The 21,887-nt window shown below is 46.0% G+C and carries 14 protein-coding genes; 2 read left to right on the forward strand and 12 right to left on the reverse strand.

The genetic code is table 11. The features are described from left to right. Positions 1-3: 3 nt before the first annotated feature. The 10 genes from gatB to purF form a co-directional block, all read right to left on the reverse strand. Positions 4-1,446 carry an Asp-tRNA(Asn)/Glu-tRNA(Gln) amidotransferase subunit GatB gene (gene gatB / locus QVP40_RS01225; protein ID WP_022066696.1) on the reverse strand — a complete coding sequence of 481 codons (1,443 nt, stop codon included), beginning with the start codon at positions 1,444-1,446 and terminating at the stop codon, positions 4-6. Then, positions 1,443-2,915, reverse strand: a complete 1,473-nt coding sequence (gene gatA, locus QVP40_RS01230) for an Asp-tRNA(Asn)/Glu-tRNA(Gln) amidotransferase subunit GatA (RefSeq protein WP_022066697.1) — start codon at positions 2,913-2,915, stop codon at positions 1,443-1,445. The genes gatB and gatA overlap by 4 nt, the downstream gene beginning before the upstream one ends. 12 nt (positions 2,916-2,927) lie before the next feature. After that, positions 2,928-3,221, reverse strand: a complete 294-nt coding sequence (gatC, locus tag QVP40_RS01235; protein ID WP_022066698.1) for an Asp-tRNA(Asn)/Glu-tRNA(Gln) amidotransferase subunit GatC — start codon at positions 3,219-3,221, stop codon at positions 2,928-2,930. Positions 3,222-3,284: 63 nt separating this feature from the next. Beyond that, positions 3,285-4,616 carry an aspartate--tRNA(Asn) ligase gene (aspS, locus tag QVP40_RS01240; RefSeq protein ID WP_022066699.1) on the reverse strand — a complete coding sequence of 444 codons (1,332 nt, stop codon included), beginning with the start codon at positions 4,614-4,616 and terminating at the stop codon, positions 3,285-3,287. A 53-nt stretch (positions 4,617-4,669) separates the two neighbouring features. Next, entirely contained in the window at positions 4,670-5,218 is a 549-nt protein-coding gene (locus tag QVP40_RS01245) for an ANTAR domain-containing response regulator (RefSeq protein ID WP_022066700.1), read from the reverse strand. Positions 5,219-5,265: 47 nt separating this feature from the next. Continuing rightward, complete coding sequence (locus QVP40_RS01250) at positions 5,266-6,561, reverse strand: glutamine synthetase family protein (protein ID WP_022066701.1); 1,296 nt, start codon at positions 6,559-6,561, stop codon at positions 5,266-5,268. Positions 6,562-6,726: 165 nt separating this feature from the next. Next, entirely contained in the window at positions 6,727-8,211 is a 1,485-nt protein-coding gene (locus QVP40_RS01255) for a glutamate synthase subunit beta (RefSeq protein WP_022066702.1), read from the reverse strand. Positions 8,212-8,221: 10 nt separating this feature from the next. After that, on the reverse strand, positions 8,222-12,772 hold the full coding sequence (gltB, locus tag QVP40_RS01260) for a glutamate synthase large subunit (protein ID WP_022066703.1): 4,551 nt from the start codon (positions 12,770-12,772) through the stop codon (positions 8,222-8,224). Between the two features lie 21 nt (positions 12,773-12,793). Then, positions 12,794-14,413, reverse strand: coding sequence for a CTP synthase (locus tag QVP40_RS01265; RefSeq protein WP_022066704.1), 1,620 nt, complete (start codon positions 14,411-14,413; stop codon positions 12,794-12,796). A gap of 200 nt (positions 14,414-14,613) precedes the next feature. Next, positions 14,614-15,990: an amidophosphoribosyltransferase gene (gene purF, locus QVP40_RS01270; protein WP_022066705.1), complete on the reverse strand. Its 1,377-nt coding sequence runs from the start codon at positions 15,988-15,990 to the stop codon at positions 14,614-14,616. 200 nt (positions 15,991-16,190) lie between these two features. Here purF and QVP40_RS01275 point away from each other — a divergent pair, with 200 nt between their 5' ends. Together QVP40_RS01275 and QVP40_RS01280 are read left to right on the forward strand one after the other, a co-directional pair. After that, entirely contained in the window at positions 16,191-18,290 is a 2,100-nt protein-coding gene (locus tag QVP40_RS01275; protein ID WP_022066706.1) for a glutamine synthetase III family protein, read from the forward strand. A 214-nt stretch (positions 18,291-18,504) separates the two neighbouring features. After that, a complete protein-coding gene (locus QVP40_RS01280) occupies positions 18,505-20,241 on the forward strand; it encodes an ammonium transporter (protein WP_022066707.1) in 1,737 nt (578 codons plus the stop codon). Between the two features lie 104 nt (positions 20,242-20,345). On the opposite strand, the gene QVP40_RS01285 is transcribed toward QVP40_RS01280, so the two are convergent. Both QVP40_RS01285 and QVP40_RS01290 read right to left on the reverse strand, forming a co-directional pair. After that, a complete protein-coding gene (locus QVP40_RS01285) occupies positions 20,346-21,224 on the reverse strand; it encodes a methylenetetrahydrofolate reductase (RefSeq protein ID WP_022066708.1) in 879 nt (292 codons plus the stop codon). 38 nt (positions 21,225-21,262) lie between these two features. Beyond that, the gene (locus tag QVP40_RS01290; protein WP_022066709.1) at positions 21,263-21,886 is read right to left on the reverse strand and encodes a methylenetetrahydrofolate reductase C-terminal domain-containing protein; all 624 of its coding nucleotides are present in this window, start codon (positions 21,884-21,886) and stop codon (positions 21,263-21,265) included. Between the last annotated feature and the right edge of the window lies 1 nt (position 21,887).

A 21,887-nucleotide genomic window follows, 5' to 3' on the forward strand; every position in this document is an offset into this window, starting at 1 on the left:
ATTCTATCTCCTGTTCTTGTTTATTTCTTCCGTAAGGGCGTCCCTTACCGCCTCAGGGCTTGCTGTACCCTTCAATTCTCTCATCATCTGGCCTACAAAAAAACCGAATACTTTTTCCTTACCTCCCAGAAGCTCTGAAAGAGGACCCGGATTCTCTGCAAGAACCTTCTGAACCACACGCTGCATAAGATCGTCATTCTGCACGATCCCCAGACCATGCTCCCGGACAAAAACTTCCGGGTCTGTATCTTCGTTAAAGATATGCTCAAATACCTTTTTTGCATTGGCAGGGCTGACCTTCTTTTCCTCTACCATACAAATCAGCCGTGCAAGGTGTTTCGGCGAAAAACAAACCTTTTCCGGTTCTGTACCGTATTCTTTTATCAGGCGAAGAACTTCCCCCATAAACCATGCTGCTGTCCTTTTGGGATTCTGACTGAGTTCTGCTGTTTTTTCAAAAAGATCAGCCAGATGTGCCGATTCCGTCAAAACTCTGGCATCATAATCGGAAAGTCCCATCTCATCCTGATATCTCTGCTGCTTTTCTTCCCGCAGCTGTGGCTGCGTATTACGGATTCTCTGAATCCATTCATCTGAAATATGAACCGGCGGCAGATCCGGATCCGGAAAATATCGATAATCCTTAGCGTCTTCCTTTGATCTCATGGCACGAGAGCTTTCTTTATTGTCGTCCCACCGCCTTGTCTCCTGAATTACCGGTCTTCCCATTTCAAGAAGCTCGATCTGTCTCTCCCGTTCAGCTTCAATCGCTCTTGTGATGGCTTTGAAAGAATTCAGGTTCTTCATTTCTGTTCTGGTTCCCCAGACATCGCTTCCTGACTCACAGACAGAAAGGTTGACATCTGCACGCATGGAACCTTCCTGAAGCTTACAGTCCGAAATTCCAAGATACTGCATCATGCAGCGAAGTTTATCCAGATATGCAATAACCTCCTCAGCACTTCTCATATCCGGTTCGGAAACAATCTCGATCAGAGGTACTCCGCTTCTATTATAATCTACCAGTGAACAGTCTTCCCATTCGTCATGGATCAGTTTACCGGCATCTTCTTCCATATGTATTTCATGAATCCTGATCTTTTTCTTTCCGGCTGAGGTTTCAATCTCTATCCATCCATCATGACACAAAGGCAGATAGAGCTGTGATATCTGATAATTCTGCGGATTGTCAGGATAAAAATAATTTTTCCGGTCAAATTTGCATAGTTGATTGATCTGACAATTTGCCGCAATTCCGGCTTTCAGCGCAAATTCCACCACCTGACGGTTCAGAACCGGAAGAGAACCGGGCATCCCGGCACATACCGGACAGGTATGGGTATTGGGCTCTCCGCCAAATTCCGTAGAACAGCCGCAGAAAATTTTGGTTTTTGTGGCAAGCTCTATATGAACCTCCAGTCCGATCACGGTCTCATACTGTCTCATACCTCTGTGCCTCCTTTTTCTGCTGATGGAAATTTCCCCCGTGCATTTTCAAATACAGCCGCTGACCGGATCAGCGTATTTTCTCCAAAACAAGGGCCAATCATCTGAAATCCTACGGGCAGCCCTTTTCTGTCAAAGCCACCCGGAAGGGAAATGGCAGGAAGGGCGCAGAGATTTACTGCTACTGTATAAATATCACCCAGATACATGGTAAGAGGATCTTTCAGGCTTTCTCCCAGCTTTGGAGCCGTATGGGGAGCCGCCGGAGCAAGAATCACATCATACTTCTCAAAGGCCTGGTCAAATTCTTTTTTGATCAGAGCTTTTGCCTTTAATGCTTTCAGATAATAAGCGTCATAATAACCGGAGCTCAAAACAAATGAGCCCAGCATGATTCTGTTTTTTACCTCTTTTCCGAACCCCTGCGTTCTTGTTTTTCTGTACATATCATGAAGTCCCTGATATTCTGCCGCACGAAATCCATACTTTACACCGTCAAATCTTTCCAGATTGGAGCTTGCTTCTGCACAGGCAATGATATAATATGCCGGGATTACATATTCCGTAGTTTTCATGGAAAAAAATTCCACTTCAGCTCCCAGTTCCTCCAAAAGCTTCAGAGAAGCAAGAAAAACCTTACGTACTCCTTCTTCCATTCCCTCTGCCATATATTCTTCAGGAACGCCAAACCGCATTCCCTTCAGATCTTTCCCTGAAGTCAGTCCAGATTTCGGAAGTTCTCTCCTGAGAGAAGTGCTGTCCTTTGGATCATATCCGGCAATTACCTGAAGGAGAGCAGCACAGTCTTCTGTATTTTTTCCCACAGGACCAATCTGATCAAGAGAAGACGCATATGCCACCAGACCATATCGGGATACGGTTCCATAGGTTGGCTTGATTCCGGTCACTCCGCAAAAAGCGCTGGGCTGACGAATGGAACCGCCTGTGTCGGATCCAAGAGCCATATATGCCTCTCCGGCCGCAACTGCCGCACAGGAACCCCCTGATGAACCGCCCGGTACATGCTCTGTATTCCACGGATTTGCCGTAACACCAAAAGCAGATGTTTCTGTTGTACTTCCCATGGCAAATTCGTCCATATTCGTTTTTCCTATGAGGATCATTCCTGCCTGTTCCAGACGGTCGATCACCTCAGCCTGATATGTAGGAATAAAATTTTCCAGTATTCCGGATGCACAGGTTGTCTTTTTACCTCTGATACAGATATTATCCTTTACCGCGATCGGTACTCCTGCCAAAGGACCTGTATAGATTCCCTGCTCAATTCCTTTCTGAACCTGCTCTGCCCTCTTATATGCGTCCTCTTCATAAAGATCCAGGTATGCATGAATTTTCTTTTCTTTTTTTCTGATCTGGTGAAACACACTTTCTACACTGTCTGAAACGCAGATCTTTTTTTCCCTGATATTACGGGACAGTTCCAGTGCAGTCATCTGGCTTAATTCCATTTATGTCACTTCCTATCCTATTGTCTTCGGCACATGATACTGGCCGTCTTTTGTTCTTGGCGCATTAAACAGCATGGCAGTTTTCTGGTTTTCATTTACGATTTCATCCTCACGGAACACATTCTCACTGCCAAAAATATGGGACATAGGCTCTGTACCTTCTGTATCCAGCTGATCTAGCTTCTCTACATAGGTAAGCATTTTCTGCATTTCCGCCCGTGCGGCCTCCCGTTCTTCCTCTTCCAGAGAAAGTTTTGCAAGAAGGCAGACATTTTCCATTGTTTCATCATCTATGATCTTTGCCATGGATATTCCTCTTTTCTGCTTTTTGATTCCCTGTTGACCTGAAATATTTTTCCTGTATCCGGATCAGGGTTCCAGACGGTTCATGTCTCTTGGAAACAGACAGGCTTCACGGACATTTTCCTCTCCCAGAAGCTGCATCGTCAGCCGTTCCAGGCCAATCCCCAATCCGCCATGAGGCGGCATACCATGTTTAAAAGCATCCAGATACTGTTCCATGCCTTCTTCTTCCATCCCTCTGTCTGCAATCTTGGCGGTAAGCTGCTGATAATCATGGATGCGCTGTCCTCCAGTTGTGACCTCAAGACCACGGAACAAAAGATCAAAGCTCAGCGTAAAACGCGGATCTGCCGGATCATCCATTGCATAAAACGGCCGCTTTTTTGACGGGTAATGAGTGACAAATACAAAATCAGAATTATATTCTTCCTTAAAATACCTTCCGATCAGAGCTTCCTCCTCCGGTTCCAGATCGTAAGGATTGCGGACGGGCCTGTTATATTTTTCTGAAACAAGTTTTTTTGCCTTCTCAAACTGTACTGCCGGAATCCTGTCTACATTTGGAAGCTCCAGTTTCAATAAAGACAGTTCTTTACCATAACTTTTTTTTAAAAGAGCCATGGCATATTGAAGATATCCGGTTTCCATGGACATGATTTCCTGAAAGCTGTCTATATATCCCATTTCCAGATCCAGACTGGTATATTCGTTTAAGTGACGTTTGGTATTGTGCTTTTCCGCCCGGAATACAGGACCTGTTTCAAACACTCTGTCAAATACTCCCACCATCATCTGTTTATAAAACTGCGGACTTTGCGCCAGAACAGCCGGCTTATGAAAATAGCTTAATTTAAAAACATTTGCACCACCTTCTGCTCCTCTGGCGCCCAGTTTCGGCGTATGGATCTCTGTAAAACCATGTTCATAAAGATAATCACGGAATGCTCTCACAAGAGCCTCCTGAATCCTGAATTTGGAACGTTCCCTGATATTTCGAAGCGCAATGGAACGCATATTCAGCTTTGACTCAAGCGAAGTATTCAGTTTCCATTTGTCTATGGCAAGGGGCATAGATTCTGCCGGGAAAGACAATATCTTCACACCTGTGATCCTCAGTTCCCGTCCATGAGGAGCCCGCTCCTCTTTTTTCAGAATTCCTTTCACCTGTACAGTCATTGCTTCTTTCAGCTGATGAACTGAACAGTCCGGAATTTTATTTTCCAGAACAGTCTGAAACAGCCCCTCTCTTTTTCTCAATATTATAAAAGCCACATCGCCCATATTTCGGATGCTGTGAACGGCTCCTTCAATCACTGCTTCCCGGTCCAGCAGGGAAGTACTCATAAGCTCATCCCAGTCCGTACTGTTTTTTTTCCATTTCCCATCCGTATATTCCATATCCTCATCCTCCATTACGTCAGTGGCTTATTATTTTTTCATGTTACTCCTCGTTATTCCTCAAAAAACAGCATCAGGATCATCTGGGCTGTTTCCACCATGTTCGTTCCTGAATCCATACTGCATTTCTGTATATAGCGATATGCTTCCTCCTCACTGAGGTGGTTTCTCTGCATCAGGATCAGTTTTGCATTGGAAATATAATTCTGCTCTTTCCAGCTTCTGTTCTTGTTTTTTTTCTTTTCTTTCCTTCTGCGTCGTTCCTGCTGAGTCAGCATCATATGAACAGTATTAATCAGATCGCCGGCCTTGACAGGCATTTCCACACAGAGGACAGAATCCGGTACCTGACATATAAACCCTGCCGATGCCAGCAGGAGCATTTCAAATCCCTCCGGCATACATTCCTTAATCTCCAGATATCCTGTATCAGAAAGCCGACGTCCACATATCAGCACACCATTTCCAAGCTCCGATAAATAAGATAGAGCGCCTGATCCGGAACTGCTCACTGCCGCCACCGAAAAACCATGCCGTTCCAGAACCGCACGCAGCTTCTTTGCGTCTTCAATTTTCGGTAATGCGATCACAATGCTGTCCATATGTTCCTCTCCTTAATCCTTCCAAAACCCGGATTCCTTTTTACGGGCTACAGACGGTACAAATACTCCTCAACCTCCCAGTCTGTTACCTGCCGCGTATATCTCAGCCATTCTTTTTTCTTAGACTCCACATAAATCCTGCAGAAATCCTCTCCCAGGATTTCTCTGATCCAGGAACTGTTTTCAAAAATATCGATTGCTTCTTTCAAAGTCTCCGGAAGACAGTCCGGATTCTCCGTTTCCCCCGCTTTCAGAGGAACCAGCCGTTTTCGAATACCGTCCATCCCTGCTGCCAGGCATACCGCCAGCACAAGATAAGGATTTGCCGCAGCATCCGGGCTCCTCAGTTCTACCATGGACTCCTGTCCTCTGAAAAACGGGATCCTTACAAGAGATTTCTGATCTGAATCTGTCCAGGTAAGTTCAGTAGGCGCCCCGTATCCGGGAACCAGGCGCTTGTAAGAATTCACCAGCGGATTGGTGATCAGCGCCATTTCTCTGCTGTGTGCAAGAAGACCTCCTGCAAAATAAAATGCCGCATCACTGATTTTCCCCGGTATCTCCTTACACTCAAAAATATTCTGTCCGTCTTTTACAAGAGAAAATTTCAGATGCATACCGGAACCATTAAACTCTGATCTGGGCTTTGGCATAAAAGTTGCATGGAGTCCATGGCGTCTGGCAACTGTACGGACTGCCATCTTAAAAGTCATGACACAGTCGGCGATCCTGCCCGCTTCCCCATATCTGAAATCAATTTCATGCTGTGCCGGTGCTTTTTCATGGTGGGAGGATTCTACCTCCACCCCCATATCTTCCAAAGTAAGAACCATGTCTCTCCGTGCGTTTTCTCCAAGATCCAGAGGACTCACATCCAGATATCCTGCCTGCTCATGACTGACAGTAGTGGGAATTCCATTATCGTCTGTATGAAACAGAAAAAACTCACATTCCGGATCTGCAAAAAACGTATATCCTTCTTCTCCTGCTTTTTCCAGATTCTGCTTCAGGATATATCGTGAACTGTTCTTATACGGTGTACCGTCTGCACAGTAGAGATCACACAGAAATCTGGCCACCTTTCCCTGCTGAGGCCGCCAGGGAAGGATTGCAAACGTATCAAGATCCGGATAAAGAAACATTTCTGCCTCATTATCCATACATTCACCTGTTATCAGTGTCCAGTCTACTCTGCATCTGTTATCCAGTATCCGTGGAAGTTCTCTGGATGTCACTGCGATATTTTTAATAACGCCAAACATATCTGTAAACTGAAGGCGGATAAATTCCACATCCTCTTCTTCAACCAGCTGTAATATTTCCTTTCTGGAATAATTCCCCATGTTATTCTCTCCTTAATCGCTAAATTAAAAAAGGCGCACTTCCAACAGTATCCCCATTGAAAGAACGCCTTTGTTCATGCAGGTATTATAGCAATGTGTTTTTCCTTTGTCAACAAATTCCTGAAGAAGATCTCCTATAAACTTTCGACAAAATTCTTCACAGAATCAGAGATTGGTATATCCCATCAGAGATTCATCCACAGCTCTGGCAGCCTCTCTTCCTTCCCGGATTGCCCAGACAACAAGAGACTGTCCTCTGCGCATATCTCCTGCTGCAAATACACGGGGAACCGTCGTAGCATAGCCGTCCGGAGCCGTCTCCACATTGATTCTTTCATTTACAGCTACCTGAAAAGCATCTGTCACATATTTCTGGCTTCCCAGAAATCCGGCTGCGATCAGAACCAGATCGGCAGTGATCACTTTCTCCGTTCCCTCGGCCGGAATCATGATCATCCTTCCTGTTTTTTCATCCCTTTTACTTTGCAGTCCAACTGTCTTTGCCTTGCAAATATTCCCTTTTTTGTCGGCAATAAACTCTGTAACTGTTGTCTGGTATACTCTTGGATCCTTTCCAAAGACAGCAATGGCCTCTTCCTGTCCATAGTCGGTTTTCAGAACTCTCGGCCACTGTGGCCACGGATTATCAGCAGCTCTTTCAGCCGGAGGCTTCGGCATCATTTCCAGCTGTGTAACAGATTTGGCTCCCAGACGGATCACTGTTCCCACACAGTCGTTTCCGGTATCGCCTCCGCCTATCACAAGAACATGCCTGTCTCTGGCCATCTCATATGGTATCTTTGTAAAATCACTGTCCAGAAGAGCTCTGGTTACTGTTCCCAGGAAATCTACGGCAAACCATATTCCCTTTGCGTCTCTTCCCGGCACTCTGATATCTCTGGGAGACGAAGCTCCGCAGGTCAGAAGTACTCTGTCATACGTTTTCAGAAGCTCCTCTGCTTTGACATCTTTTCCCACGTCTGTCTTTACTTTAAAGATTACACCTTCTTCTTCCATCAGACGGATTCTGCGGTCTACTACAGATTTTTCCAGCTTCATATTTGGAATTCCATACCGCAGCAGACCTCCGGGACGATCGCTTCTTTCATAAACAACGACCGTATGTCCTCTCCGGTTCAGCTCCTGCGCCGCTGCAAGACCGGCTGGTCCGCTTCCTACGATTGCAACTGTTTTTCCGGTACGAACCTTTGGTTTCTGAGGCTTCACCCAGCCTTCTGCAAATGCGGTTTCAATAATGGCTCTTTCGTTTTCTTTGGTTGCCACCGGCTCTCCGTCCAGATTGCAGGTACAGGCAGCCTCACAGAGAGCCGGACACACTCTGGACGTAAATTCCGGAAAGCTGTGTGTCTTGGTCAGCCTTAAATAAGCCTGTTTCCAGTTCCCTGTGTATACCAGATCATTTATCTCTGGCACCAGATTGTGCAGAGGACAACCAGAAGTCATTCCTGCGATCATTGCGCCTGACTGGCAGAAGGGAACGCCGCAGGCCATACAGCGTGCTCCCTGCAGTCTTTGTTTTTCGAGGCTTAAAGGGAAACGAAATTCATGAAAGTCCGCAATTCTCACCTTAGGAGCCAGTACCTTTGCATTTTCTCTTTTATATTCCAAAAATCCTGTTGGTTTTCCCATAGCTTCCTCCTTAATGTTTTACTCCGATACTTTCATAAAAAGCTTCCATTTGTGCCTGTTCACCGGTAAGACCTTTTTCTTCAAGCTTGGCGCTTAAAGTAAGCATCCTTTTATATTCATCCGGAATCAGCTTTTTAAAATGAGGAAGATAATATGCAAAGTTATCCAGAATTTTTTTACCAAGCTCTGACCCAGTCGCCTTCACATGGGCCTCGATCAGATTCCTCAGCTCCTGTCTGTCATATTTATTTTCCACCTGTTCGATAGAGATCATCGCTTTATTGATATTCCGGTAAAGCATGTTCTCTGTATCCAGTACATAAGCGATGCCGCCGCTCATACCCGCCGCAAAGTTTTTGCCGGTCTTTCCAAGAACCACAACCCGGCCTCCGGTCATGTATTCGCAGCCGTGCTCGCCTACACCTTCTACCACAGCGCAGGCCCCGGAATTTCTCACTGCAAACCGTTCTCCGGCCACGCCGTTGATAAAGGCGGTTCCGCTTGTGGCGCCGTAAAGAGCCACATTTCCCACAATAATATTTTCTTCTGCCTTATATCCGGCCTTTTCCGGAACTTTTACGATCAGCCTGCCGCCGGACAGCCCCTTGCCAAAATAATCATTGCTGTCACCGGTAAGACAAAGCGTCAGACCTTTTGGGATAAACGCTCCAAAACTTTGTCCGCCGGCACCTTTGCAGTTGATTACAATGGAATCATCCGGAAGACCTGCTGGGTTCTGTCTGGTAATTTCTGCTCCCAGGATTGTTCCAAATGTACGATCTGTATTGGTCACTTCCACGTTTAATTCCGCCTTTGTTCCGCCGGAGACAGCCCGAATACATTTTTTCAGAAGAATTTTTTCATCTAACGTTTTTTCCAGTTCAAAATTATAAACAGCCCTGGAATCAAAGGTCACCTTCTGTGTTTTGCCTGTGTAAGGATTATCCAGGATAGCGCTCAGGTCTACTTTTCCGATATGCGGTTCGTCAGCCCTGTCCGCCGCCTTGAGAAGATCACTTCTTCCTACCATCTCGTCAACGGTACGCACGCCCAGTCTGGCCATATATTCCCGCAGCTCTTCTGCAATAAATTTCATGAAATTTTCCACATATTCAGGTTTTCCCCGGAAACGCTTCCGAAGCTCCGGATTCTGTGTAGCTACACCTACAGGACAGGTATCCAGATTGCAGACTCGCATCATCACACAACCCATGGTTACAAGAGGCGCTGTGGCAAATCCAAATTCCTCTGCTCCTAAAAGCGCCGCAATGGCAACGTCACGTCCGCTCATGAGCTTTCCGTCTGTTTCAATACGCACCCGGCTGCGAAGTCCGTTTTTCAGAAGTGTCTGGTGAGTTTCACTAAGTCCCAGTTCCCATGGAAGTCCTGCATTGTGTATGGAGCTTCTGGGGGCAGCTCCAGTTCCTCCATCGTATCCGGAGATCAGAATAGTCTGGGCTCCTGCCTTGGCCACTCCGGCAGCTACTGTTCCTACTCCCGCCTCTGATACAAGTTTTACCGAAATATCCGCAAATTTATTTGCATTTTTCAGATCATAGATCAGCTGGGCCAGATCTTCAATGGAGTAAATGTCATGATGCGGCGGAGGGGAGATCAGACTTACTCCGGGAGTGGAATGGCGGGTTTTTGCAACCCATGGATAAACCTTCTTTGCCGGAAGGTGTCCGCCCTCGCCCGGTTTTGCCCCCTGCGCCATCTTGATCTGGATTTCTTTTGCCGATACAAGATAACGGCTGGTCACGCCAAATCGTCCGCTGGCAACCTGTTTGATGGCAGAACAGCGGTCATCCGCCGATCCGGAGGAAGCAATCCTCTCCTCACTTTCCCCGCCTTCACCTGTGTTGGACTTTCCATGAAGATGATTCATTGCAATAGCAAGGGTCTCATGGGCTTCCTGTGAAATGGAACCATAAGACATGGCGCCTGTCTTGAAGCGCTTCACAATCTCCTCAACGCTTTCCACCTCATCCAGAGGGACTGGATTTTCTGAATAAACAAAATCCATCAGTCCCCTTAAAGATCCGTGATTCTCCTTATCTACCAGTTTTGTATACTCTTTAAACATCTCATAGCTTCCGCATTTTGCAGACTGTTGGAGTAAATGAATGGTTCTTGGATTATAGCGATGCTCTTCTCCCTGACTGCGCATTTTGTGCGCACCCACACTGTCAAGAGTCAGATCCGTATTCAGCCCCAGAGGGTCAAAGGCTTCCGAATGGAGTTTTTCCACATTTTCCTCAATATCCTCCAGAGTAATACCGCCGATCCGGCTTACGGTTCCGGTAAAATACTTATCGATCACCTCTTTGGAGATACCTACCGCCTCAAAGATCTGGGATCCCTGGTAGGACTGGATCGTGGAGATTCCCATTTTAGACGCAATCTTTACGATTCCACTCAGTACTGCATGATTATAGTCTTCTACTGCCGCATAATAGTCCTTGTCCAGCATGTGATTATCAATCAGCTCCCGGATGGTTTCCTGGGCAAGATACGGATTGACTGCACTTGCACCATATCCCAGAAGAGCAGCAAAATGATGAACCTCTCTGGGCTCTCCGGATTCTACGATAATAGCCAGAGAAGTACTTTTCTTGGTTTTTACCAGATGCTGATGCACCGCGGAAACTGCCAGAAGAGACGGGATCGCCATATGGTTCTCATCTACTCCCCGGTCTGAAAGCACCAGAATATTGGCGCCTTCCCGGAATACCTTGTCCACCTCCACAAAAAGACGATCCATTGCCCGCTCCAGTCTGGTGCTCTTATAATAGAGAGTCGATACAACGGCGGACCGCAGGCCTTCCTGCTTCAGATTTTTGATTTTCAGCATATCCGTATTGGTCAGGATCGGGTGCAGGATTTTCAGGACACGACAGTTTTCCGGCTGCTGCACCAGAAGATTTCCGTCCTTTCCTGCATAAACACTGGTAGATGTAACAATTTCCTCACGGATAGCATCAATGGGAGGATTTGTCACCTGTGCAAAAAGCTGTTTAAAATAATCAAACAAAGGGCGGTGTTCTCTGGACAGAACCGCAAGAGGGGTATCAGCTCCCATGGCTCCGATGCTTTCCGCTCCATTTAACGCCATATTTCTGATGGAAGTCCGGTACTGCTCATAGGTATAGCCGAAAGCCTTCTGAAGCCTCGCCCTCTGCTCCTCTGTATATTCCTCCACACGGACATTGGGGATTTTGATATCTTTCAGACGTACCAGATTGCTGTTCAGCCACTCTCCGTACGGCTGCGCTTTGGCATATTTTTCTTTCAGCTCATTATCGTCGATCACCTTGCCCTGAACCGTATCTACCAGAAGGATTTTTCCCGGATGGAGGCGCTCCTTCAGAACAATATTTTCTTCCGGTACCGGAAGCACACCTACCTCAGAAGAAAGGATCATATATCCGTCAGAAGTAATATAATATCTGGAAGGACGAAGACCGTTTCTGTCAAGAACTGCGCCCATTACATCTCCATCCGAAAACAGAATAGAAGCCGGGCCGTCCCAGGGTTCCATCATTGTCGCATAGTACTGATAGAAATCCCTTTTTTCCTGGGAAATTGTATCATTGTATGCCCAGGGTTCCGGAATCGTGATCATAACCGCAAGAGGAAGCTCCATACCGCTCATAACAAGAAATTCCAGTGTGTTGTCAAGCATGGCGGAATCAGAACCGTTTCGGTTCACCACCGGAAGTACCTTGTGAAGTTCTCCTTTCAGATAGGGAGATTCCATGTTTTCCTCTCTTGCCAGCATCTTGTCTGCATTTCCACGGATGGTATTAATCTCTCCGTTATGAACAATAAAGCGGTTTGGATGTGCTCTTTCCCAGCTGGGATTGGTATTGGTACTGAACCGTGAATGGACCATTGCAATGGCAGATTCATAATCCTTATTCTGAAGATCCGCAAAGAAAGTCCGAAGCTGCCCCACCAGAAACATTCCTTTATACACAATGGTCCTGCTGCTCATGGACACCACATAGGTATTATCATTGCTCTGTTCAAATTCCCGACGGGCAATATAAAGCCTCCGGTCAAAACTGATTCCGGCTTCCACATCCTGGGGTTTCCGTATAAATGCCTGCATGATACAGGGCATACATTCTCTTGCCTTACTTCCCAGAACCTCCGGAAATACCGGAACCGTCCTCCAGCCCAGAAGCTTCAGATCTTCCTTTTCAAGAATAATCTCAAACATTTTTTTCGCCTGTGCACGGCGGATCTCATGCTGCGGAAAAAACAGCTGGGCAATTCCATATTCCCTTTCTCCGCCAATATCAAATCCCTCTTTTTTGCATACTTTTTTAAAAAATTTATGGGAAATCTGCAGAAGGATCCCTACTCCGTCACCAGTCTCGCCTTCTGCATCCTTTCCTGCACGATGTTCCAGATGCTCTACAATCCTCAGGGCATTGGCAACTGTTTCATGTGTTTTTTTGCCTTTAATATTTACTACTGCACCGATACCGCAGTTATCATGTTCAAACTCCCGGCGATAAAGCCCCTGTTGTTCTTCCTTTCTCACTTCTTTCATAATCCTCATCCTCCTGTATCTTTAATCAGATATCCTCATTTCCTTCCTGTGTGCACTGGCCGCCTCCACAAATCCCCGGAAAAGAGGATGCGCATGATTTGGTCGTGACTTAAATTCAGGATGTCCCTGCGTTCCCTGAAAAAACGGATGATCTTCCAGTTCAATCATTTCCACGATTCTTCCGTCCGGAGATGTTCCGGCAATCACCATTCCGTTCTCTGACAGTTCCTGCCGATACGCATTGCTGACCTCATAGCGGTGTCTGTGGCGTTCCCTGATCTCCCTTGTTCCAAAAAGCGCCTCTGCTCTGGAGCCCTCTGCAAGAATACAGGGATAACTTCCCAGCCGCAGAGTTCCTCCCAGATCCTCCACTTTTTCCTGATCCGGCATAAGCGCGATTACCGGATGACCTGTTGAAGGAGCCAGTTCTATACTGTTTGCATCCTCATAGCCCAGTACATGACGGACAAATTCTACAATAGCCATCTGCATGCCCAGACAGATTCCCAGGTAGGGGATCCTGTGAACCCTTGCATACTGTGCTGCCAGAATCATACCCTCGGTTCCCCGGTTTCCGAAGCCGCCGGGAACAAGGATTCCGTCCGCTGTATGGAGCAGCTGATCCATATTTTTTTCATTTAATTCCTCGGAATCAATCCATATAAGCTCTGTCTTTGCCCTGCAGGATATCCCGCCGTGCTTCAATGCCTCCACTACACTTAAATATGCGTCGTGGAGCTGCGTATATTTTCCAACGATGGCAATGTTCACCGTTGTTTCCGGAGCCCGGAGATCTGCCACCATCGCTTCCCAGTCACGAAGATCCGGCTTTCTGTTTTCCATACGAAGGCTTTCCAGCACTACATCTGCCAGTTTCTCTCTTTCCATTGCCAGAGGCGCTTCATAAAGATATTCCACATCCAGATTCTGCAGTACATGGCTGACCGGAACATTACAGAACAGGGCAATTTTCTGCCGGATTTCTTCGGTAAGAGGATATTCGCTTCTGCATATGAGAACATCCGGCTGGATCCCCATTCCCTGAAGTTCCTTTACACTTGCCTGGGTAGGTTTTGTTTTCATTTCTCCAGATGCTTTCAGATATGGGATCAGAGTAACATGGAGCAGGACAGCATTTTCGTGTCCTGTCTCCTGCTGAAACTGGCGGATTGCCTCCAGAAAAGGCTGGCTTTCTATATCCCCTACAGTTCCTCCCACCTCAATGATGGCGATTCGGTCCTCATCCTGTTTTTTTGCACGGTAAAAGCGGCTTTTAATCTCATTTGTAATATGAGGTATCACCTGAACGGTTCCTCCTCCAAAATCTCCGTGCCTTTCCTTCTGAAGAACAGACCAGTATATTTTTCCGGTTGTCACATTGGAATTTTTGTCCAGATTTTCATCGATAAAACGTTCGTAGTGACCAAGATCCAGATCTGTTTCTGTTCCGTCTTCTGTAACAAATACTTCTCCATGCTGGATAGGGTTCATAGTTCCCGGATCCATATTAATATAGGGATCAAATTTCTGCATGGTCACCTGATATCCCCTGGCTTTCAGAAGCCTTCCAAGGGACGCTGCTGTGATTCCCTTTCCAAGACCGGATACCACTCCTCCAGTAACAAATACATATTTTACCATCTTCGATTTCCTCCTCCAGATCATAAAAAAAGCGTCGGAAGCCTGAAAGGGGAGGGTAAGCCCCAAAGCTTCTGACGCCTTTGTCAGATATTACTGATCTGTTTAAAATATGTTCCCTACTATAACCTATTTTTTTTCGTTTGTAAAGATATTTTTAACAAAATTTCAAGTCAGCAAATTTCAAAAGTTCCGATCCGCTCTTATCGGATCTCCATGGGATAATTTCCATCAAAGCAGGCTCTGCATAAAGGCAGTCCCCCTGCCATCCCTTCCAGATATTCCAGCTTCATATAGCCCAGAGAATCGGCGCCGATCATACGGCAGATCTCCTCTGTACTGTGGATGGATGCGATCAGCTGATCGTTGGAAGGAACGTCCGTCCCAAAATAACAGGGATGAAGAAAAGGCGGAGACGAGATCCTTACATGAACTTCTCTGGCTCCTGCCTTCTTCAGCATATGGATCAGATTGGCAATGGTGGTTCCTCTTACTATGGAATCATCTACCAGAACGATCCTTTTCCCTTTTACTGCTGATTCCAGTACGCTGAGTTTCATATGTACACTGGATTCTCTTTCCTTTTGCGTAGGTTTAATAAAGGTTCTTCCTATATAGCTGTTTTTATAAAAGGCAAGACCAAAGGGAATTCCAGATTCCTCTGAGTAGCCTTTTGCCGCCGGAATGCCGGAATCCGGAACGCCGGTAACCAGATCCGCCTCCACCGGATAGGACCTTGCAAGAGATTTTCCACCCCGGATACGGGCATCATAAATTCCAACTCCGTCCAGAACGCTGTCAAGCCGGGCAAAGTAAATATATTCAAATACACAATGTGCAGTTTTTTCTCCGGCAAGCTCACGGTTGGATCGTATCCCCTCCCGGGAAATGATCACCATCTCTCCCGGCTCCACATCACGGACAAACTCAGCACCTACAGAATTCAGTGCGCAGCTTTCGGAAGCAAGCACATACGTGTGATCTCTTTTTCCAATACAAAGAGGCTTCAGTCCATAAGGATCGCGGACACCGATAAGCTTTCTTGGACTCATGATCACCAGACCGTAAGCCCCCTTTAATTTTCGCGCTGTTTTTAAAACTGCTTCCTCTACGGAATCGGAATGAACTCTTTCTCTTGCAATATGAAAAGCGATTACCTCAGAATCTGTTGTCGTATGAAAAACGGCCCCATTCTGGATCAGTTCCCATTTCAGTTCTTTTGTGTTGATCAGATTTCCATTATGGGCAAGGGCAAGTGTTCCCTTAATATAAGACAGTACAAGAGGCTGCGCGTTTTCTGCCACAGAAGCTCCGGTAGTAGAATACCGCACATGTCCGATCCCCAGATCTCCTGACATTTTTTCCAGTGTTTCCCGGCGGAGCACCTCACTTACCAGCCCCAGATCCTTATGAAACTGAATATTTCCAGCTTCTCCCTTTGTATTGGAAACTGCAAGTCCGCAGGACTCCTGTCCTCTGTGCTGCAGTGCCGTAAGACCATAATAAACAGCCGGTACCACATTCCCTCCATCCAGGTCATAAATTCCAAACACACCACAGGCTTCTTTTAATTCTGCCATCTTATGTCCTCCTCTCTATTTCACACTGCCATTATAGTGTGATAAAATTTTTTGTCAAGTTTTTTGTAAAAAGTTATTGACAACCGTAATTTTTTGTGTATACTACTTCACATAAGCAAAGACGCTTTGGATCTTGACCATCAGGATCCGAGGCGTCTTTTTTATTTTCTGAAACCTATACCTGAAAGGAGAAACTCTTTATGGAAAAAAATATTCCCGAACTGTATGGAAGCCTTGTTTTTAACGACAGGATCATGAGGAACAAATTACCTAAGGATATGTACAAGGCTCTGCGCAAAACCATCCAGAACGGCACGCATCTGGAACTGGATGTTGCCAATTCTGTAGCTGTTGCAATGAAAGAATGGGCCATTGAAAACGGTGCAACCCATTATACTCACTGGTTCCAGCCAATGACCAATTTTACAGCCGAAAAACATGACAGTTTTATTTCTCCTGCAGGAGACGGACAGATCATTATGGATTTTTCTGGAAAGGAACTGGTAAAAGGAGAGCCGGATGCCTCCAGCTTTCCATCCGGAGGACTTCGTGCAACTTTTGAAGCCAGAGGCTACACTGCATGGGATCCGACTTCTCCGGCTTTTATCAAAGACCGTACTCTTTATATTCCGACGGCTTTCTGTTCCTACAGCGGAGAGGCTCTGGACAAAAAAACTCCTCTTCTCCGTTCCATGGATACGCTGAACAGAGAAGCCGTGAAGATTCTTCATCTTCTTGGAAATAACGAGATAAAGCATATCAATACCACCGTAGGTCCGGAGCAGGAATACTTTCTGGTAGATAAGAATCTTTACAATCAGCGAAAAGACCTGATTTTCTGCGGCCGTACACTGATCGGCGCTCCGGCGCCAAAAGGCCAGGAAATGGAGGATCACTACTTCGGAACTCTGAAACCCCGTGTATCTGCCTATATGCACGATCTGGATGAAGAGCTGTGGAAACTGGGAATACCTGCAAAAACCAAACATAACGAAGTTGCTCCGGCACAGCATGAACTTGCCCCGGTTTTTGATACCACCAATGTTGCCGTAGACCACAATCAGCTTACAATGGAAATCATGAAAAAGGTTGCTGACCGCCACGATCTGGTATGTCTCCTTCACGAAAAGCCTTTTGAGGGAATCAACGGAAGCGGTAAGCACAACAACTGGTCCATGATCACCGACACCGGCGTAAATCTTCTGGATCCCGGCAAAACACCTGCCGAAAACACACAGTTTCTGGTATTTCTGGTAGCTGTTATCAAGGCCGTGGACGACTATGCAGATCTCCTCCGTATCTCAGTTGCCAGCGCGGGAAATGACCATCGTCTTGGCGCCAACGAGGCACCGCCTGCTGTAGTTTCCATTTTTCTTGGGGATGAGCTGACCGACGTTCTCAGGGCAATTGAAAATGATGAATATTTCAGCAGTCATGATTCTGTGCAGATGGATATCGGTGCCAAGGTACTTCCGCATTTCATTAAAGATACAACTGACCGAAACCGTACTTCTCCTTTTGCTTTCACAGGAAATAAATTTGAGTTCCGTATGCTGGGTTCCTCATCCTCTGTGGCAAACCCCAACATCATCCTGAATACGGCAGTTGCAGAAGCACTTCATCAGTTTTCAGAACAGCTTAAGGAGGTCCCTGCTGATAGAATGGAAACAGCTGTTCACAATCTTCTGAAAGAAACGGTGACTGAGCACAAAAGAATTATCTTTAACGGAAACGGATATACAGATGAATGGCTTAAGGAAGCCGCAGACCGCGGACTTTATAATCTGGTTTCCACACCGGATGCTCTGCCTCATTTTACAGATACTAAAAATAAAGAGCTTCTGATCTCACATAAAATTTTTACAGAACCCGAACTTTATTCCCGCTATGAGATCAAGCTTGAAAACTATGTGAAAACACTTCACATTGAATCCTGCACTATGGCAGAGATCATTCAGAAGGATCTGATCCCGGCTGTCTGCACCTATATGGAACAGATTGCTCACACAGCCAGTCTGAAGAAGGCTGTCGTTCCGGATATCTCTGTCTCCGGCGAAGCTGAACTTCTGAAAAAACTGACGGCACTTTCTGAAAATATGATGATAGAACTTTCCGCCCTGAAATCAGATACCGCCCGGGCTCAGGAAACAGCGGATCTTCTGGAAAGTGCCAGAATGTATCAGAAAACAGTCCTCGCAGATATGGATAAACTCCGCAGCTTTGCGGATGAAGCGGAAACACTGCTTCCTGAAGCTGTTCTTCCATATCCGACCTATGGAAAACTACTGTTTTCTGTATAAACAGCGATCAACATTATTAATTTTATACTTTGGTAAATACAGAGGATATCCTGCAAGTCAGACTTGCTCAATTTGATTATCGATTTCCTCATCCATTCGTCATACATCATAACGGATATCCTCTGTTTTACATATTATAAAGCTTCGTAAAGGCGCGAGAAAATCTGATTTTCCCGCGCTTTTTCGATATAAAAAGGAAAAGGGGAGATTTATTATGGAATTTTCAGCAGTAAACACGATCTGGGTGCTGATAGGTGCCGCGCTTGTCTTCTTTATGCAGGCTGGTTTTGCAATGGTAGAAACAGGTTTTACCCGTGCCAAAAATGCAGGAAATATCATTATGAAAAATCTGATGGATTTCTGTATTGGTACACCGACTTTCTGGATTATCGGATTCGGTATCATGTTTGGTACAGGAAACGGATTCTTTGGTTCCATCCACGGAATTGCATCTGAAGCGAACTATGGTAATGCAATGCTTCCGGATGGTGTACCTTTCTGGGCATTTCTTATTTTTCAGACTGTTTTCTGTGCCACTTCCGCCACGATAGTTTCCGGCGCAATGGCAGAACGTACCAAATTTTCCGCATACTGTGTCTACAGTTTTCTGATCAGCCTTATTGTATATCCGGTATCAGGACACTGGATCTGGGGCGGCGGATTTATCAGCCAGATGGGCTTCCATGATTTTGCCGGCTCCTGTGCAGTACACATGGTAGGCGGTATCGCAGCACTGATCGGTGCAGCCATTCTCGGACCCCGTATCGGAAAATACTCAAAAAGCGGAAAATCCAAAGCCATTCCCGGTCACAACCTGACCGTCGGCGCACTTGGTGTTTTCATCCTCTGGTTCTGCTGGTTTGGTTTTAACGGTGCTTCTACTGTCAGTATGGAAGGCGATGCTATTGTAAGTGCCGGCAAAATCTTTGTAAATACCAACCTTTCTGCGGCAGTTGCCACAGTAGCTGTTATGTTTATCACCTGGTTTCGTTACAAAAAGCCTGATGTTTCCATGTCTCTGAACGGCTCTCTTGCAGGTCTTGTGGCAATTACAGCAGCCTGTGATACCGTTTCTCCGGCTTCTGCAGCGATCATCGGCATCATTTCCGGTTTTGTAGTTGTATTTGGTATTGAATTTATTGATAAGGTTCTGAAAATTGACGATCCGGTAGGCGCAGTTGGTGTCCATGCCTTAAACGGAGCCTTTGGTACACTTGCCGTTGGTCTGTTTTCTGACGGAACAGGAACAGGCTGGAAAGGACTTCTTACCGGAGGCGGCTTCCATGGTTTCGGCATACAGCTTCTTGGTATGTGCATCACCATTGGCTGGGTAGCAGTTACTATGACTATCATCTTCCAAGCACTGAAGCATACTATGGGACTTCGTGTTTCTCCGGAAGAGGAAATTGCAGGTCTTGACGGAAAAGAGCACGGTCTTGCCAGTGCTTATGAAGGATTTGTTGTTCATGATACCGTGTCACCGGTTCCGACACCTATGGGTGTCACTAAAAAAGTTCCTGTACAGAACTATTCTGCCGCATCTGCTCCTGCAGAAGCCATTCCGGAGATTCCGGCAGAGGGAGTTCACAAACTGACTAAAATTGTTATTATCACCCGTCAGAATAAGCTGGAAGATTTCATGCATGCCATGAATGAAATCGGGGTCACCGGAATCACTATCACTAATGTGATGGGATGTGGGGTACAAAAAGGAGCTCGAACCTATTACCGTGGTATTGAAATGGATATGAATCTTCTTCCAAAAATTAAAATTGAAATTGTTGTCAGTCTGGTTCCGGTTCAGACAGTTCTGAAAGCAGCCAAAGAAGTGCTTCATACCGGACAGTACGGAGACGGCAAGGTATTTATCTATGACATAGAAAATGTTGTCAAGATCCGTACCGGAGAAGAAGGATATCTGGCACTTCAGGATACGCAGCCAATCGAATAATTGTCCGTTTCTTTCTCAGGATAAGACAAAGAGACTGTGGTTTTCAAACAACCACAGTCTCCTTCAATTTGGGAAATCTATTGTTTTTGCAGCTCCGGGACTGATCAGATTCCGGCCAGTTTCAGAACTTCCGGAACTTTGGATTCCCAGCCTAATGCCATGATATGTACACCCTGGCAGTATGGCTTACATTCTCTGATAATACGGGCAGCGATCTCAACTCCGGTAATACCGGCTTTTGTTTTTTCTTTATCTGCTTTCAATTCATTGATCATATCTTCCGGAACATGAACGCCTGCAACATTGGCATTCATGAATCTTGCCATTCCCACTGATTTCGGAATGATGATACCGATCTGAACAGGTTTTCCAAACTGTTTTGCTTTTTCCATAAATTTAATAAATTTTTCCGGCTCAAAAACAGCCTGTGTCTGGAAATAGTCTGCTCCGGCAGCTACTTTACGTTCCATTTTTGCAAGCTGCGCATCAACAGAGTCGCTGCACGGAGATACAACAGCGCCTTTTGCAAATTTTGGCGGCTCGCCTACCAGCTGGTTTCCACCCAGATCAACACCTGATTCCAGCTGTTTTACCGCATGGATCAGAGATACGGAATCCAGGTCAAATACCGGTTTTGCCTGCGGGTGATCACCCATTTTTGTATGATCGCCTGTGAGAAGCAGAAGGTTTTCGATTCCCAGCATTGCTGCGCTTAAAAGATCAGACTGCAGCGCAATACGGTTTCTGTCACGGCAGGTAAGCTGGAAAATAGGGGTAAGGCCTTCATCCTTCAGAGCCTTACATACGCCCAGAGAACCAAGACGCATAACAGAAGACTGATTATCTGTTACGTTTACCGCTGTAATATCGCTTAAATACGTTTTTGCTTCCTCCAGCAATCCCTCAATATGAATCCCTTTCGGCGGTCCTACTTCTGCTGTTACTGCAAATTCACCACGTTCAAATGCTTCAGTAATTTTCATCGTACATTGCTCCTACTCTATAAATTTTAACCGTTGTCTTATTTGGACACTTCATCATCCGTTGCGAAATTACGGATCTGTGTGGGGCATTTCAGCACATCCAGGCGTCCGATCTGTGCCAGACGTCTGTAAATGCGTTCCCAGCCGCATTCCATTTCGCTGTCCACTTCACATTTTCCATCCTTGCAGCCACCGCACTGTCCATTGACAAGGCTCTTGGAGCAGGCAGTGATAGGACAGATTCCTCCGGTTAAGTTCAAATAACATTCTCCGCACTGGTCGCATTTATATTCCAGAGGAGTCACACCCTGAAAGCCCGGCAGCGGATATGTATCACAGGCTGCATATACCGGCTTGTCTTCAAGATATTCTGCAACTGTCTGTACTCCTACTCCGCAGGAAAGTACCAGAACAGCATCAGCCTCCTGAATTTCGCTCATATGTTTTTCAAGACGCAGCTTCATGTTTTCCGGATTACAGATATAGTCGGTTGTAATAAAACCTGTCAACTTCCCGTCAGCAGCCAGCTCCTTGCGGAGTTCCATGGATTCTTTTTCCGGGAAATGTACTTCCTTACATCCCTGGCAGTTGATCATAAAAACTTTTTTTCCGTCCACCAGTGATGCGATAGTCTCTTTTGATTTCAGTTCAGTAATCAGCATA

This window comes from Blautia sp. CAG:257 (assembly GCF_000433815.1).
GTDB classification, from domain to species: Bacteria; Bacillota; Clostridia; order Lachnospirales; family Lachnospiraceae; genus Blautia_A; species Blautia_A caecimuris.